17 protein-coding genes are annotated in these 15,911 nt (G+C 59.0%); 3 read left to right on the top strand and 14 right to left on the bottom strand.

Annotated elements, in window-relative coordinates:
- Positions 1 to 4 precede the first annotated feature (4 nt).
- The 4 genes from K0F88_RS23970 to K0F88_RS23955 form a co-directional block, all read right to left on the bottom strand.
- Positions 5 to 616, bottom strand: coding sequence for a phage baseplate assembly protein V (locus tag K0F88_RS23970; protein WP_219096778.1), 612 nt, complete (start codon positions 614 to 616; stop codon positions 5 to 7).
- 3 nt (positions 617 to 619) lie between these two features.
- Positions 620 to 1,132, bottom strand: coding sequence for a hypothetical protein (locus K0F88_RS23965; protein WP_219096777.1), 513 nt, complete (start codon positions 1,130 to 1,132; stop codon positions 620 to 622).
- Between the two features lie 50 nt (positions 1,133 to 1,182).
- On the bottom strand, positions 1,183 to 1,530 hold the full coding sequence (locus tag K0F88_RS23960) for a phage holin family protein (protein ID WP_219096776.1): 348 nt from the start codon (positions 1,528 to 1,530) through the stop codon (positions 1,183 to 1,185).
- A gap of 507 nt (positions 1,531 to 2,037) precedes the next feature.
- Positions 2,038 to 2,775, bottom strand: a complete 738-nt coding sequence (locus K0F88_RS23955) for an XRE family transcriptional regulator (protein ID WP_219096875.1) — start codon at positions 2,773 to 2,775, stop codon at positions 2,038 to 2,040.
- A gap of 199 nt (positions 2,776 to 2,974) precedes the next feature.
- Here K0F88_RS23955 and mutS point away from each other — a divergent pair, with 199 nt between their 5' ends.
- Positions 2,975 to 5,554, top strand: coding sequence for a DNA mismatch repair protein MutS (gene mutS / locus K0F88_RS23950; protein ID WP_219096774.1), 2,580 nt, complete (start codon positions 2,975 to 2,977; stop codon positions 5,552 to 5,554).
- A gap of 142 nt (positions 5,555 to 5,696) precedes the next feature.
- The gene (fdxA, locus tag K0F88_RS23945; RefSeq protein ID WP_219096772.1) at positions 5,697 to 6,035 is read left to right on the top strand and encodes a ferredoxin FdxA; all 339 of its coding nucleotides are present in this window, start codon (positions 5,697 to 5,699) and stop codon (positions 6,033 to 6,035) included.
- Between the two features lie 471 nt (positions 6,036 to 6,506).
- On the opposite strand, the gene rpoS is transcribed toward fdxA, so the two are convergent.
- The 8 genes from rpoS to K0F88_RS23905 all read right to left on the bottom strand — a co-directional run bounded on the left by rpoS (position 6,507) and on the right by K0F88_RS23905 (position 13,651).
- Positions 6,507 to 7,514, bottom strand: a complete 1,008-nt coding sequence (gene rpoS, locus K0F88_RS23940; protein WP_010462770.1) for an RNA polymerase sigma factor RpoS — start codon at positions 7,512 to 7,514, stop codon at positions 6,507 to 6,509.
- 105 nt (positions 7,515 to 7,619) lie between these two features.
- Positions 7,620 to 8,477, bottom strand: coding sequence for a peptidoglycan DD-metalloendopeptidase family protein (locus K0F88_RS23935; RefSeq protein WP_219096770.1), 858 nt, complete (start codon positions 8,475 to 8,477; stop codon positions 7,620 to 7,622).
- Between the two features lie 211 nt (positions 8,478 to 8,688).
- Positions 8,689 to 9,324, bottom strand: a complete 636-nt coding sequence (locus K0F88_RS23930; RefSeq protein WP_010462773.1) for a protein-L-isoaspartate(D-aspartate) O-methyltransferase — start codon at positions 9,322 to 9,324, stop codon at positions 8,689 to 8,691.
- A 41-nt stretch (positions 9,325 to 9,365) separates the two neighbouring features.
- Complete coding sequence (gene surE, locus K0F88_RS23925; RefSeq protein ID WP_131059177.1) at positions 9,366 to 10,115, bottom strand: 5'/3'-nucleotidase SurE; 750 nt, start codon at positions 10,113 to 10,115, stop codon at positions 9,366 to 9,368.
- Positions 10,103 to 11,161, bottom strand: a complete 1,059-nt coding sequence (gene truD, locus K0F88_RS23920; RefSeq protein ID WP_219096769.1) for a tRNA pseudouridine(13) synthase TruD — start codon at positions 11,159 to 11,161, stop codon at positions 10,103 to 10,105. Before truD ends, surE begins: the two co-directional genes overlap by 13 nt.
- Positions 11,158 to 11,631, bottom strand: a complete 474-nt coding sequence (gene ispF / locus K0F88_RS23915) for a 2-C-methyl-D-erythritol 2,4-cyclodiphosphate synthase (RefSeq protein WP_010462780.1) — start codon at positions 11,629 to 11,631, stop codon at positions 11,158 to 11,160. The genes truD and ispF overlap by 4 nt, the downstream gene beginning before the upstream one ends.
- Before the next feature lie 53 nt (positions 11,632 to 11,684).
- On the bottom strand, positions 11,685 to 12,530 hold the full coding sequence (fghA, locus tag K0F88_RS23910; protein WP_219096767.1) for an S-formylglutathione hydrolase: 846 nt from the start codon (positions 12,528 to 12,530) through the stop codon (positions 11,685 to 11,687).
- 8 nt (positions 12,531 to 12,538) lie between these two features.
- Complete coding sequence (locus tag K0F88_RS23905) at positions 12,539 to 13,651, bottom strand: S-(hydroxymethyl)glutathione dehydrogenase/class III alcohol dehydrogenase (protein WP_027924991.1); 1,113 nt, start codon at positions 13,649 to 13,651, stop codon at positions 12,539 to 12,541.
- 107 nt (positions 13,652 to 13,758) lie between these two features.
- Here K0F88_RS23905 and K0F88_RS23900 point away from each other — a divergent pair, with 107 nt between their 5' ends.
- Positions 13,759 to 14,655 carry a LysR substrate-binding domain-containing protein gene (locus K0F88_RS23900; RefSeq protein WP_219096765.1) on the top strand — a complete coding sequence of 299 codons (897 nt, stop codon included), beginning with the start codon at positions 13,759 to 13,761 and terminating at the stop codon, positions 14,653 to 14,655.
- Between the two features lie 142 nt (positions 14,656 to 14,797).
- Here K0F88_RS23900 and ispD read toward each other — a convergent pair whose 3' ends face one another.
- Complete coding sequence (gene ispD / locus K0F88_RS23895; RefSeq protein WP_219096763.1) at positions 14,798 to 15,505, bottom strand: 2-C-methyl-D-erythritol 4-phosphate cytidylyltransferase; 708 nt, start codon at positions 15,503 to 15,505, stop codon at positions 14,798 to 14,800.
- The gene (gene ftsB / locus K0F88_RS23890; RefSeq protein ID WP_008028992.1) at positions 15,502 to 15,780 is read right to left on the bottom strand and encodes a cell division protein FtsB; all 279 of its coding nucleotides are present in this window, start codon (positions 15,778 to 15,780) and stop codon (positions 15,502 to 15,504) included. The genes ispD and ftsB overlap by 4 nt, the downstream gene beginning before the upstream one ends.
- Positions 15,781 to 15,911 lie beyond the last annotated feature (131 nt).

Raw genomic sequence — 15,911 nt, 5'->3', positions numbered from 1 at the left:
CTCTTTATGCAGTGCTAATGACTCGCCCCTGGTGATCCACCAAGGGGCCGCTCAGGTGCACACCGGAGGCGTCGAGCAATAAGCCGGTCGCACCCAGTTGCAGTTGGATCGACTCAGGCGTCATGGCCCACCGGGCCCGGCCGATGCTCAGTTCGAGCGATTCGCGAGTGCCGGTGAATGTGGCGGGGCCGTTTTGCCAGCGCAGGGTATGACTGGCGTCGTCGTAGCCACTTTCGGTGCCGTCCTGATAGCGGCGACGCGTCAGCGAAGCCTGCGTTGAGACCGGCGGAAACTGGCCACCATTGAGGCCGAACAACGCGACGGACTGACCACCGCCGTCGCCACCGCCATGGTTCAGCAACACGCACTGTTCACCGACAGAGGGAATGCGCGACTCGCTTTGTGCCCCCGCACTTGGGTTGAAAAACCTGATGGCAGGGGTCAACAACTCCCCGTGGCGGACCCTGCACGTGTTGCTGGCCGCATCGACTTCCTCGCACACGCCAATGCGACAGAGGCTGTCGGTACGCCGATGCAGGTCTTCGATCTCGGTTTCCATTTCGGCCAGGCGCTCGATGATCGGGCCCAGTTGCTGGTTGAACAGTGCGTCGAACATGGATTACTCCTCGAGCGGCTGGTACTGGTCTGGATCGTCGATGTCCGACACCTCCCAGGTACGGGCGAATTTCGGAGTGCCCAACGGGTCGTCCAGCAGCAATGGGCCGAGATATAAGGTCTGGGTGAAGGAAACGGTCCAGGTGGCGTACTCCTGGGCACCACTGATGAACGTGGACGCAATGCCATCGATGTTCATCGGCAAGTCGCATTGATCGCCGGGCAGTTTCCAGCGGTTATCGGTGATCAGGTTTTTCAGCTGGCTGCCCAGATCGCAGGCCGCCAGGCCGGAAGTGGGCGACACGGCTTGCAACGAAACCGTCATGACATGAGCGATACGCCCGTCATGGGAACGGCTTCCCGACGCATCGTGTTCGAGTGCAATCAGAACCCAGACCAGATTGCCTGTACTGTCGAAATCTTGATGACTCCCGACATTCAAACCGGGAAAGGCGCCGCGCAATGCCTCGGCAATCGCGGTAAACAGCTGTGAAGGTTTTTCGATGACGACCGGCATTAAGGGTCTCCTGTCAGATTTCAATGTGAGGGATCAGCGACGGCTCCTCACTATTGATCAGGGCGAGAATCGCGCGGCGGCACTTCGCAAATGCCAATCCGCTTGGCCGCCCAGCGTTCATAAAGTCCGATGGCCACGTCCGCCCCGGCCATCGCCGTCAGGCAGCCAAATGCGCAAGCGGCCCAGATCGACACGCCGGCGGCATACAGCAGCATGATGGCCGAGACCCCGCAGATCACGCAGGCCCCGGAGCGCAAGGCCAGGCGCCGCAACAGTGACCAGCCGCGGGCGCCGTCCTTGTCGGCGCGCCACATTTCGCCGGACACCCCGCCCACCAGGGCGAGGACGATGACAAGCCAGATCGGCATGTCCAGCAACGCTTGTTGCTCGTTTGTCATGTCACGCCTCCCGGGGTGATTGATGAGTGATGCGTGTTTCTTTCAAACGGTGTCTCTTGAGGTGCCTGACGATAGGTAGGCATTCCAAAAAGCCCGGCGCTTGCCGGGCTTTTCAGTAATGCGGTCCTTCGCGTTGATCTTTCGGCGCTACTGGCGCGGTACGGATCCATTCAGATTGTTTTTCCGACCGCGGTCCCTGCCCGCCGGATAACTGCTTCTGGTGCTTTACGCTGCACACCCGGGTCAGTTGCCAACCCTCTGAACCGTTGAGGCCGGTTCATCGCTGCCTTTTGTGGTGGAACTAAAGAGCTTCATTTCGAGCTGCTGTGTTGAGCGGCTTGAGACAAAGAATATGCATTGATGCATATACAGTCAATGCGTAAATGCATTTATTTATGCGTTTAGAATGCGCTAGCGCATGAAAACCTCGCAAACAAAGGCGCTGACGGTTTTGGGCGGGCGAAAAAAAACCCGCTCGGAGGCGGGTTCTAATGCAGTGCGGCGAGGTTAACGGGCGTACATGCCCCACCAGAAAACGTGACCGAGGATGACGATCTGTTCTTCCTGGATTTCCTGGAAGGTGTAGTCCTCGTCCGGGTGCTCATCGCGATTGAAGCTGCGCAGGCGAATACCGGTAGGCAAACGATAAAGCTGTTTCACGCGCAACTGGCCGTTGTGATTGATGGCGTACAGGTCGCCATCAATGATGTCGCCAATCCCGCACTTGCCTGCATTCACGCCAACGGTGGCGCCATCGCGCAACACCGGCAACATGCTGTTGCCGCGCACCGTCACACATTTGGCCTGATCGAACTGCACACCGTTGTGACGCAAGCTGCGCTTGCCGAAGCGCAGGCTAGAGCGCTCACTTTCTTCGATGACGAATCTTCCTGATCCAGCAGCCAATTCAACCTCGCGAAGAAAGGGGACCGACACCTCGTCATCATCGACGGGTGTGTCGTCGTCCCACAGACTTATGTCCTTGAGTTCGGAATGCAATTGATCGCGCCCGGCATTGGCGGCGGTGGCAGCGACATCCACGCGTCCGCGCAACTGATCGGTACTCACGGCGAAGTACTCGGCGATCTTCGAAATGTGTTTATCCGAAGGATCGACGATCTTCCCGCTGAGGATCCGCGAGAGAGTGGATTGAGGCACGCCGGTGCGACGGTGAAGCTCCGTGGGGGAGATCCCGTGCTGATCGAGCAGTGCTCTTAAGACGGTAGAAACATTGCGTTTTTGCATAACGGGCATAGTGCTTGAACTTTTTTCGGAAGACAAATGCTGATTCGCATAGATCGTGCATAAACAACAGAAATGTGCAGCAGGGCTTTCATGCCTGCGTCCGGCAGACGGCTCATGTTAACCTTGCGCCCATCGCGGAAAAGCCGGGCCGATGTCCCTCCTTTGCCCTACACCTTTCAACGAATTTGCCTGATATCCGATGAATAAAGCACTCTCCGATCTGTCCTCTCACACGCCAATGATGCAGCAATACTGGCGCCTGAAGAACCAGCACCCCGACCAGCTGATGTTCTACCGCATGGGCGACTTCTACGAGATCTTCTATGAAGACGCGAAGAAGGCCGCCAAGTTGCTGGACATCACCCTGACCGCCCGCGGGCAGTCGGCCGGTCAGGCGATTCCGATGTGTGGGATTCCTTACCACGCCGCCGAAGGTTACCTGGCGAAACTGGTGAAGCTCGGCGAATCGGTGGTGATCTGTGAACAGGTCGGCGATCCGGCGACCAGCAAGGGGCCGGTGGATCGGCAAGTGGTGCGGATCATCACGCCGGGTACGGTCAGTGATGAAGCGCTGCTGGATGAGCGTCGGGACAACCTGATCGCGGCGGTGCTGGGTGACGAACGCCTGTTCGGTCTGGCGGTGCTGGACATCACCAGCGGCAACTTCACCGTGCTGGAGATCAAAGGCTGGGAAAACCTGCTGGCGGAGCTGGAGCGGGTCAATCCGGTGGAGCTGATGATTCCGGATGACTGGCCAAAGGACCTGCCGGCGGAAAAACGTCGTGGGGTTCGACGCCGTGCGCCGTGGGATTTCGAGCGCGACTCGGCGCTGAAAAGTCTTTGCCAGCAATTCTCCACCCAGGACCTGAAAGGCTTCGGCTGCGAGAACCTGACCCTGGCCATCGGCGCCGCCGGTTGCTTGCTCAGTTACGCCAAGGAAACCCAGCGCACTGCCCTGCCGCACCTGCGCAGCCTGCGCCATGAACGCCTGGACGACACCGTGGTGCTGGATGGCGCGAGCCGTCGCAACCTGGAACTCGACACCAACCTGGCGGGCGGACGCGACAACACGTTGCAATCGGTGGTCGATCGCTGCCAGACGGCCATGGGCAGTCGTCTGTTGACTCGCTGGCTGAACCGTCCGCTGCGCGATCTCAGCGTATTGCTGGCGCGCCAGACTTCGATCACTTGCCTGCTCGACGGTTACCGTTTTGAAAAACTGCAACCGCAGCTCAAGGAAATCGGTGACATCGAGCGGATTCTGGCGCGGATCGGCCTGCGCAATGCCCGTCCTCGCGACCTCGCTCGCCTGCGCGATGCGCTCGGTGCACTGCCTGAGTTGCAAGTGGCGATGACGGAGCTGGAAGCACCGCACATCATTCAACTGGCGAAGACCACCAGCACCTACCCGGAACTTGCGGCACTGCTGGAAAAAGCCATCATCGACAACCCGCCGGCGGTGATCCGTGACGGTGGCGTGTTGAAGACCGGTTACGACAGCGAACTCGACGACCTGCAATCACTCAGCGAAAACGCCGGGCAGTTCCTGATCGATCTGGAAGCACGGGAGAAGGCCCGCACCGGTCTGTCGCACCTGAAAGTCGGCTACAACCGCATTCACGGTTACTTCATCGAGTTGCCGAGCAAGCAGGCTGAATCGGCTCCGGCCGACTACATCCGCCGCCAGACGCTCAAAGGTGCCGAGCGCTTCATCACGCCGGAACTGAAAGCGTTCGAGGACAAGGCGCTGTCGGCCAAGAGCCGCGCCCTCGCCCGCGAGAAGATGCTGTACGAAGCGCTGCTCGAAGACTTGATCGCCCAATTGCCGCCGCTGCAAGACACCGCCGCCGCACTGGCCGAACTGGACGTGCTGAGCAACCTCGCCGAACGCGCCCTGAACCTCGACCTGAACTGCCCGCGCTTCGTTGACGAGCCGTGCATGCGCATCTCCCAGGGTCGTCACCCCGTGGTCGAGCAAGTGCTGACAACGCCGTTCGTGGCCAACGACCTGAGCCTCGACGACAACACGCGCATGCTGGTGATCACCGGTCCGAACATGGGCGGTAAATCCACCTACATGCGCCAGACCGCTCTGATCGTACTGCTGGCGCACATCGGCAGTTTCGTGCCGGCGGCCAGTTGCGAATTGTCGCTGGTGGACCGGATCTTCACCCGGATCGGCTCCAGCGATGACCTGGCGGGCGGGCGCTCGACCTTCATGGTCGAAATGAGCGAAACCGCAAACATTCTGCACAACGCCACCGAACGCAGCCTGGTGTTGATGGACGAAGTCGGCCGCGGCACCAGCACCTTCGATGGTCTGTCCCTGGCCTGGGCCGCCGCCGAACGTCTGGCCCATCTGCGGGCGTATACGCTGTTCGCCACCCACTACTTCGAGCTGACGGTGCTACCCGAAGCGCAACCGCTGGTGGCCAACGTTCACCTCAATGCCACCGAGCACAACGAACGCATCGTGTTCCTGCACCATGTGCTGCCCGGGCCTGCCAGCCAGAGCTACGGTCTGGCGGTTGCGCAGTTGGCTGGTGTGCCGAGCGAAGTGATCGTGCGTGCTCGCGAGCACCTCGGCCGACTGGAAGCGACTGCCCTGCCCCATGAAGTGCCGAAACCCGCCAAAGGCAAACCGGCCGCGCCGCAGCAGAGCGATATGTTTGCCAGCCTGCCGCATCCGGTGCTGGATGAACTGGCCAAACTGGATCTGGACGACATGACACCGCGTCGCGCGCTAGAAATGCTCTATACACTAAAGACACGGATCTAACGCACTTGCCTGCAAGCTGTTAGAATCTCGCGCGGTTTGGGATGCTGCAGGCTAATAGCCTGGCCTGCAGACTATCGCTCCCGAACCTGGCGACCCCAACGTGAAGGGGCTCCGCTGCCGCCGCCTGAGGAGAAAATTAGAAATGACCTTCGTCGTCACCGACAACTGCATCAAGTGCAAGTACACCGACTGCGTAGAAGTCTGTCCGGTGGACTGCTTTTACGAAGGCCCGAACTTCCTGGTGATTCACCCGGATGAGTGCATCGACTGCGCACTGTGCGAACCAGAATGCCCTGCCGTGGCCATCTTCTCTGAAGATGAAGTCCCGGAAGACATGCAGCAGTTCATTCAGCTGAACGTTGAGTTGGCCGAAATCTGGCCCAACATCACCGAGAAGAAAGAATCGATGCCCGATGCTGAAGAGTTTGATCGCGTCATCAACAAATCTGTAGGTAGCAAGCTCAAAGACCTCGAACGCTGATTTCCCCCGCGTTCCCAAAAGGCCCCTAGCGGGCCTTTTTGCTTTTCTGCAGGCAAAAAAAGGGGCGGTTTGACCCGCCCACATTTTTTCCCTATTCCCTGTGTTCCTTTTCATCGTCCTGATGAATCGCTTCCTGCGATGTCCATTCCCCTCATCCTTGAAGGGTGTGTCTGTCCGTCGACACAGTTCAGATACTAGAGAATTCCTCACCGAGAGCAATCGTCCCCAATCCGCAAAACTGCCTGTCATATGCTTTTAATATTTATCAATAACCATATAAGTCAATTAGATACCTCTGACAGATGTAACAGATGGGCGACTACCACACTGTAAAAATAACGAACACTTACGAAAGAGTAAGCAAAGACTTACAGCGCGAGACTACAAACCTGAGGCGCTTGCCAGCCATATCCCAGGCATTAAAAAACCCCGAACCAGTCGGGGTTTTCCAATGCCACTCAAGCGCGTTATTTACTGAAACAGTGACTCGCTCGACAGGCCGTTCTTCTCGAGAATCTCCCGAAGACGCTTCAGGCCTTCCACCTGAATCTGTCTGACCCGTTCCCGGGTCAGGCCAATTTCCAGGCCCACGTCTTCAAGTGTGCTGCTCTCGTGACCGCGCAGGCCGAAGCGGCGTACCACCACTTCGCGTTGCTTGTCGGTCAGTTCCGAAAGCCATTGATCGATGCTCTGGGACAGGTCGTCATCCTGCAACAGTTCGCATGGATCGGTTGGTCGGTCATCCGTAAGGGTGTCCAGCAGGGTTTTATCCGAATCCGGACCCAGCGAGACGTCGACCGAAGAAACCCGCTCGTTCAAGCCGAGCATGCGCTTGACCTCTGCCACTGGTTTTTCCAGCAGGTTGGCGATTTCTTCGGGTGAGGGTTCGTGATCGAGTTTTTGGGTCAGCTCCCGTGCAGCCCGCAGGTACACGTTAAGCTCTTTGACCACATGGATCGGCAACCGGATAGTCCGGGTCTGATTCATGATTGCGCGCTCGATGGTCTGACGAATCCACCAGGTAGCGTAAGTCGAAAAGCGGAAGCCGCGCTCAGGATCGAATTTCTCCACCGCCCGGATCAGTCCGAGGTTGCCCTCTTCGATCAGGTCCAGCAGCGACAGCCCACGATTGACGTAACGCCGGGCGATTTTCACCACCAGCCGCAGGTTGCTTTCAATCATGCGTTTACGCCCGGCCGGATCGCCACTTTGCGACAGACGCGCAAAATGAACTTCTTCTTCCGGGGAGAGCAGCGGGGAAAAGCCGATTTCGTTGAGGTACAGCTGCGTGGCATCAAGCGCCCGCGTGTAGTCGATGTACTTGTGTTGCTTTAGCGAAGCGGAGTGTTTGGATTTGGCACGAACGGAAGGTGGAGCAGCCCCTTCATCATTCGACATCGAATCCGTAGCGATGCCGGTCTCCATAAGGAGAACCTCATCGTCGATGTCAAACTCCGGCACTTCTTTACTGAGAGCCATTGTTATAGTCCTTTGGTGAGTTCGACCCCAAGCTCAAGCGGCGCCTTTATCCTTGGCAACGCTGGAGCCTGTCCCCTCTACGTGACGGAACAGGCTGGTAACAAATCAACGACGTGGCAGGAACTGCAGCGGATCTACAGGTTTACCTTGTCGGCGAATCTCAAAATGCAGTTTCACCCGGTCTGTACCCGTTGACCCCATTTCGGCAATTGTCTGTCCGACCTTGACCTGCTGCCCCTCCCGAACCAACAGCCTGCGGTTATGTCCGTAGGCACTGACGTAGGTGTCGCTGTGTTTGATGATGACTAATTCGCCGTAGCCCCTTAAGCCACTCCCGGCGTATACCACCGTCCCATCAGACGCAGCTAAAACAGGCTGTCCCAAATCCCCGGCGATATCAATTCCTTTATTCAAACTACCGTTTGAGGAGAACTTTCCAATCAGAATGCCATTAGATGGCCATCCCCAGCCGGTCGGGGCCGGGCCGGCAGGAGGCATCGGAGCAGGGGTCGCCTTGCTGGCGACGGACGGTGCAACCACCGCTGTGCTGGTGGTTGCGCCATTCGGCTGACGCCGGATTACCGTGGTTTTCAGCGACGACGAAGGCGTTGAATCGGTAGCACTGGCCACCGGCGCCGACGTTGATCCGGTGCGACCGTCGAAGCGAATTGTCTGACCCGGATGGATCGTATACGGCGTAGGAATATTGTTCCGTGCGGCGAGGGCTTTGTAGTCCCAGCCGTAGCGAAAAGCGATCGAGAACAACGTATCTTTTGGTCGAACGACGTATTGACCCGTGGTCACCGCCGGACGCTGGGCGACAGTCTTGTTGCGATCGACGACACGCACGTCACTCGTTTTGGAACTGGAGCAACCGACCAGCAAGGTGCTCAAGACGAGGCCAGTCACCAGGCGCTGAAAGCTCTTTGTACCCATACGCTGCGCAATGACTGTGAGACTCACCCGCCGCTCCCTTTGTGGTGGCTGAAATAGTGGATTGCCGTGTTTCGGCACGAAATGTCGCAAGTATAACGGGCCGAACAGGCTTTACCTTTAATGAAGCGAAATCGCTTCGCGCACACGTTTGCTGCCTGCCGATGAATCCTGTTTAACGCATCGATGCCGCTGTAAGACCCGGGCAATCGAAGAGAATTCAGCGTGCTTGAACAAATGCTCAGGCCAGCGGCCCGTTGAGTAGTGGCACGAAGCGAACCGACCCCAGAACACGACGGGAAAAGCCCTGTTCTTCGCGGATGATCAGCATCAGTTGCTGCACCTCACCGGAGCCGACAGGAATCACCAGTCGCCCGCCAGGCGCCAACTGATCCAGCAGCGCCTGAGGCACATCGGTGGCCACCGCCGTCACGATAATGCCGTTGTATGGCGCCAGTGCCGGCCAGCCTTCCCAGCCATCGCCCCAGCGAAACACCACGTTGCGCAGGTTCAGCTCCACCAGGCGCTCTTTGGCCCGGTCCTGCAAAACCTTGATGCGCTCCACGGAGAACACCCGTTCAACCAGCTGCGACAGCACCGCCGTCTGGTAGCCCGAGCCGGTGCCGATTTCCATCACCTTGTCCAAGGGACCGGCCTCCAGCAGCAGCTCGCTCATGCGCGCCACCATATAAGGCTGGGAGATGGTCTGGTTGTGTCCGATCGGCAGCGCCGTGTCTTCGTAGGCACGATGAGCCAGCGCTTCGTCGACGAACAAGTGACGCGGTGTACGACGGATGACTTCCAGCACCTTGGCGTTGGAAACCCCCTCCTCATACAGGCGTTGAATCAGGCGCTCGCGGGTTCGTTGCGAGGTCATCCCGATGCCGCGACGCAGAATATCGTCTTGTTCACGAGCCATTAGCGCAGCCCCTCCAACCAGCCATCGAGACTTCTGAAGGCATCATTGAAGGTGCGATCCAGTTGCAGCGGAGTAATCGACACATAGCCCTGCATCACCGCATGGAAATCGGTGCCCGGGCCGCCATCTTCGGCGTCCCCGGCGGCGGCGATCCAGTAACCGGATTTGCCGCGTGGGTCGACCACTTTCATCGGCGCCGCCGCACGTGCGCGGTGTCCGAGGCGGGTCAGCTGAATGCCGCGAATGTGGTCCAGCGGCAAATTGGGAATGTTCACGTTCAATACCGTGCGCGGTGGCAAGTCGAGGTCGGCGTGGGCCTCGACCAGTTTGCGCGCAAAGTAAGCGGCCGTGGGAAGGTTCTCCACTTGCCGTGAGACCAACGAGAAGGCGAACGAAGGACGCTCAAGGAAACGCCCCTCAAGTGCCGCCGCAACGGTGCCGGAATACAGCACGTCGTCGCCCAGGTTGGCGCCCAGGTTGATGCCGGAAACCACCATATCCGGTTCGCGCTCCAGCAAGCCGTTAAGGCCCAGGTGCACGCAATCGGTGGGTGTGCCGTTCAGGCTGATAAAGCCGTTGGCCAGGGTTTGCGGGTGCAACGGACGGTCGAGCGTCAGCGAACTGCTGGCGCCGCTTTTGTCCTGGTCCGGGGCGATAACCACGCACTCGGTGTAATCCGCCAGCGCAGCATAAAGCGCGGCAAGACCGGGTGCGGTTACCCCATCGTCGTTAGAAATCAGAATACGCATGGGCTGTCCGTCTGCCCCACCGGCACCAGATCAACAAGCTCGCGCACCAATACGGTGGCAAAGCATCCGGCCGGGAGGACGAATTCCAGTTGCAGAATGTCAGGCTCGGGATAATGCCACGTCAACCCACCAATGGGCAGCCGCAGGATGCGACGTTCGTGGCTCATTCCGGCGTTAATCAACCAATCGCGCAGATCTGCTTCGCGAGCGGCGATTGCCTGCTCCAGTACATGGACAGCGCCGGTCGCCGGCGAGTCACCTTCGCCCCACTGGGGGCCGGTCGGGTGCAGGTCGAGAATCGCCAGGCGCGGGTCGCTGCACTCGGCTTCACCTGCCGGGAAAAAACTGCGGCTGTCAGTGAAGGCCAGCAAATCGCCGACCTGCGCTTGCTGCCAGGTGCCATCTGCCACACGCGCCGCCAATACCTGGTTGAACAGAAAACTGCGGGCGGTGGAGAGCAGACGCGAACGGACATTGCGTTGCTCCGGCAACGCCTTGCGCGCGGCCCAGGCACGGGCATCGACCACGTTACCGCCATCAAAGCCGAAACGCTGGGCACCAAAATAATTGGGAATACCTTGCTTGGCGATCAGCTGCAGCCGCTCTTCAATCGCGGCTTTGTCGCCAGAGAATTGCGTCAGGCGCAAGGTGAAGCCATTCGCCGAGTGGGCACCGCGTTGCAGCTTGCGCTTGTGCCGACCGGTCTTGAGGATTTTCAGCGTGTCGTTTTCCGCCGCCGACAAATCAGGATCAGCCTTGCCCGGCAGCTGCACGCTGAACCACTGGCGAGTCAGCGCCTGACGATCCTTGAGGCCTGCATAACTGACGGTGCGCAATGGCACACCCGCCGCCTTGGCAATGCGCCGTGCCGCTTCTTCGGTATTCAGACCGCGCTTTTCCACCCAGATCCACAAGTGTTCGCCATCGCCACTGAGAGGGATATCGAGCACTTCATCGACCTGGAAATCTTCCGCCGTGGCTTTTAAAACCGCCGTACCGAGGGCGTCGCCATAGGCTCGCGGGCCGAGCAATTGCACTTCGTTCATGCGCGCAGCAACAAGGCAACGGAATGCACGGCAATGCCTTCTTCGCGACCGACAAAGCCAAGCTTTTCGGTAGTGGTAGCTTTCACGTTCACTTGATCCAACTCAACTTGAAGATCCGCGGCAATCAGCGCGCGCATCGATTCGATATGCGGGGCCATTTTCGGCGCTTGGGCGACGATGGTGTTATCGACGTTGCCGACTTTCCAGCCTTTGGCGTGGATCAGTGCGACGACGTGACGCAACAGCACACGGCTGTCGGCGCCCTTGAATGTCGGGTCGGTGTCCGGGAAGTGCTTGCCGATATCACCCAGCGCAGCGGCGCCGAGCAAGGCATCGCTCAAGGCGTGCAGCAGGACGTCACCGTCGGAGTGAGCGAGCAGCCCGAAGCCGTGTGCAATCCGCACACCGCCCAGAGTAATGAAATCGCCTTCAGCGAAACGGTGCACATCATAGCCGTGGCCAATACGCATAAAAAAACGCCCCGATTTTTGTCAGGGCGTGATTCTACCTGCTTTGTCGAACATTAGGCGCTTAGAGCGCGCCCATGATGTTGCAAGTGGTCGTCGATGAAACTGGCGATGAAGAAATAGCTGTGGTCGTAGCCGGGTTGCAGGCGCAACGTCAGCGGATGACCGGCCAGTTTGGCGGCCTGTTGCAAGGCTTCAGGTTTGAGCTGGGTGGCGAGGAAATCATCGCGATCACCTTGATCGACCAGTAGCGGCAACTTCTCGTCGGCTTCGGCGATCAGTGCACAGGCATCCCACTCGCGCCACTTCGAACGGTCTTCGCCCAGGTAACGGGAAAACGCCTTCTGACCCCACGGGCAATCCATCGGATTGTTGATCGGCGAGAACGCTGACACAGACTGATAACGCCCCGGATTGCGCAAGGCACAGACCAGCGCGCCGTGGCCACCCATGGAGTGACCGCTGATACCGCGCTTGTCCGACGCAGGGAAATGGGCTTCGACCAATGCCGGCAATTCCTGCACGACATAGTCATGCATCCGATAGTGCCGGGACCAGGGTTCCTGCGTGGCATTCAGATAAAACCCGGCACCGAGACCGAAGTCCCAGGCGCCGTCCGGATCACCCGGCACATCGGGTCCGCGAGGGCTGGTGTCCGGTGCAACGATGATCAATCCAAGCTCGGCGGCCACGCGCATCGCGCCGGCCTTGTGCATGAAGTTCTCGTCGGTGCAGGTCAGGCCGGACAACCAATACAGCACCGGCAACTTGCCGCCCTGCTCCGCCTGCGGCGGCAGGTACACGGCGAACACCATGTCGCAGCCGAGCACATCGGAGCGGTGCTTGTAGCGTTTGTGCCAGCCGCCGAAGCTTTTCTGGCAGGAGATATTTTCCAGGCTCATGACCGACCTCAGAAATGGATGACGCTACGGATGCTTTTGCCTTCGTGCATCAGGTCGAAAGCCTTGTTGATGTCTTCCAGGCCCATGGTGTGGGTGATGAAGGTATCCAGCGGGATTTCACCGGTTTCGGCCATCTCGACATAGCTTGGCAACTCGGTGCGACCGCGCACGCCACCGAATGCCGAACCACGCCAGACGCGCCCGGTCACCAGCTGGAATGGACGGGTGGAGATTTCCTGGCCGGCACCGGCCACGCCGATAATCACCGACTCGCCCCAACCCTTGTGGCAGCACTCAAGCGCCGCACGCATCAATTGCACATTGCCGATGCACTCGAAGGAAAAGTCGACGCCGCCGTCAGTCATGTCGACGATGACTTCCTGAATCGGACGGTCGAAATCTTTCGGGTTCACGCAGTCGGTTGCACCGAGCTGCTTGGCGATCTCGAACTTGGCCGGGTTGATGTCGATGGCGATGATGCGCGCAGCCTTGGCCTTGACCGCGCCTATCACGGCCGACAGACCGATGCCGCCGAGACCGAAAATAGCCACGGTGTCACCCGGTTTTACCTTAGCGGTATTGAGCACCGCGCCGATGCCGGTGGTGACACCGCAACCCAGCAGGCAGACTTTTTCCAGGGGCGCTTCTTTCGCAATCTTGGCGACGGAGATTTCCGGCAGCACAGTGTATTCGGAGAAGGTCGAGGTGCCCATGTAGTGGAAAATCGGCTGGCCCTTGTAGGAAAAACGCGAGGTGCCATCCGGCATCAGGCCCTTGCCTTGAGTCGCGCGAATCGCCTGGCACAGATTGGTTTTGCCCGACAGGCAGAATTTGCACTGGCGGCATTCCGGGGTGTACAGCGGGATCACATGGTCGCCGACCGCGACGGAGGTCACGCCCTCGCCAATCGCTTCAACCACCGCGCCACCTTCGTGACCGAGGATCGACGGGAAGATGCCTTCCGGGTCGGCGCCCGACAGGGTGTAGGCATCGGTATGACAGACACCGGAGGCCACCACTCGCAACAGAACTTCACCGGCCTTGGGCATGGCGACATCGACTTCGACAATCTCGAGAGGTTTCTTGGCCTCGAAGGCAACGGCAGCGCGCGACTTGATCATGTGGATTCTCCAGTGAATAAAAACGAGACAGGGAGTGTAATACAGCGCCTTACGAGGAATAATCCGGGCAAAAGCAAAACATTATTGCCATACAGGGATAATCTTTGATGTCTGAAAACCGTTGGGAAGGGATCGACGAGTTCGTCGCCGTGGCCGAGTGCAGCCAATTCACGGCGGCGGCGGAACGCCTTGGGGTTTCTTCCTCTCACATCAGTCGACAAATCGCACGCCTCGAAGAGCGTCTTCAGACGCGACTGCTTTACCGCAGCACTCGCCGGGTTACGCTGACCGAAGCCGGGCAAACCTTTTTGCAACATTGCCAGCGCTTGCAGGACGGTCGCGAAGAAGCCTTGCGCGCAGTCGGCGACCTGACCAGCGAACCCAAGGGCATGCTGCGCATGACCTGCGCCGTGGCGTATGGCGAACGCTTCATCGTGCCGCTGGTGACCCGTTTCATGGGCCTATATCCACAATTGCGCGTCGACATCGAACTGAGCAACCGCCCGCTCGACCTGGTGCACGAAGGGCTGGACCTGGCGATCCGCCTCGGACGTCTTCAGGATTCACGATTGGTCGCCACACGCCTGGCACCACGGCGCATGTATTTGTGCGCGTCACCTTCCTACGTGGAACGGTATGGTCGCCCACACAGCTTGTCGGAACTCAGCCGCCACAATTGCCTCATCGGCAGTTCAGACATGTGGCAACTGGAACAGAACGGGCGGGAATTTTCCCAGCGAGTGCAGGGAAACTGGCGCTGCAACAGTGGGCAAGCTGTTCTGGATGCGGCGCTACAGGGGGTGGGTTTGTGTCAGCTGCCGGACTATTACGTGCTGGAGCATCTGAAAAACGGCGAATTGATTTCACTGCTGGAGGCTCACCAACCGCCGAACACGGCGGTTTGGGCGCTTTACCCGCAGCAACGGCATCTGTCGCCCAAGGTGCGCAAGTTGGTGGATTATTTGAAGGAAGGGTTGGCTGAGCGGCCGGAGTATCGGGGTTGAGTCAGGTGTTGGCTGTGCCGCCGCCATCGCGAGCAAGCTCGCTCCCACAGGGAATCTGCGGTGAGCACTGAATGGGTGTACACGCAGAACAAATGTGGGAGCGAGCTTGCTCGCGATGGCGCTCGAACAGTCAACGAGTCATTCAGCGACGATTCGTCCAACGCTGTCGCAACCATTCCAGGTCTTCGGGTCGCGTGACCTTGAGGTTGTCGGACCGACCTTCAATCAGTCGCGGCGCCAGACCTGCCCACTCCATCGCCGAAGCCTCGTCGGTGATGACCGCGTCGGCCACCAGACTGTCGGCCAACGCCCGATGCAACGCGCCAAGGCGAAACATCTGCGGGGTATAGGCTTGCCAGATCACACTGCGATCCACGGTTTCGACCACCCGACCGTGCTTGTCGACCCGCTTCAGGGTATCGCGTGCCGGCACTGCCAACAGCCCGCCCACCGGGTCATCAGCCAACTCGGTCAGCAACTTGTCCAGATCGTCGCGACTCAGATTCGGCCGTGCGGCGTCGTGAACCAGCACCCAATCCTCATCGTCAGCACCCTGCGCATGTAGATGAAGCAAAGCATTGAGCACCGACCCGGAACGCTCATCGCCGCCCTCGACCCGCTGAATACGCGGATCGGTAGCACACGCCAAGTTCGGCCAGAAGGGATCATCAACAGCAAGACTGACCACCAACCCCTTCAGGGCAGGATGATCAAGGAAACAGCCAAGGCTGTGTTCGAGAATAGTGCGCCCGCCCAGTTGCAAGTATTGCTTGGGACGGTCCGCGGCCATACGGGCACCGATGCCCGCGGCAGGAATCACGGCCCAGAAGGCCGGTAACGAGTGACTCATTGAGCCAACTGGTAAAGGGTTTCACCGTCCTTGACCATGCCCAACTCATGGCGAGCGCGCTCTTCAACGGTCTCCATTCCTTTTTTCAACTCACTGACTTCAGCGTCCATGACCCGATTGCGCTCCAGCAACCCTTCGTTCTCAGCGTGCTGATCTGCGATCTGCTGAGTCAACTCGGCCACTTGCGCCAGACTGCCATTTCCCACCCACAGGCGGTATTGCAGGCCAGCCAGCAGCAAGAGCAAGACGAGGAACAACCAATTGGGACTGCGCATCGAATATCAGGTATCCAGTGAAAAAAGACAGCCATGCCAAAACTTTGAAGCTTCTGATAGCACGAAGCCTGGAAGACCCAGGCTTGTGCGTATAAGGCATCAGATTAGTGGCAAATCCATCGCTGTAGCGA

This window comes from Pseudomonas sp. UMAB-40, assembly GCF_900095275.1.
Lineage (GTDB): Bacteria > Pseudomonadota > Gammaproteobacteria > Pseudomonadales > Pseudomonadaceae > Aquipseudomonas > Aquipseudomonas mandelii_B.
Note: the sequence above shows the minus strand (reverse complement) of the source record. Positions and strands in the feature narration are given on the sequence as shown.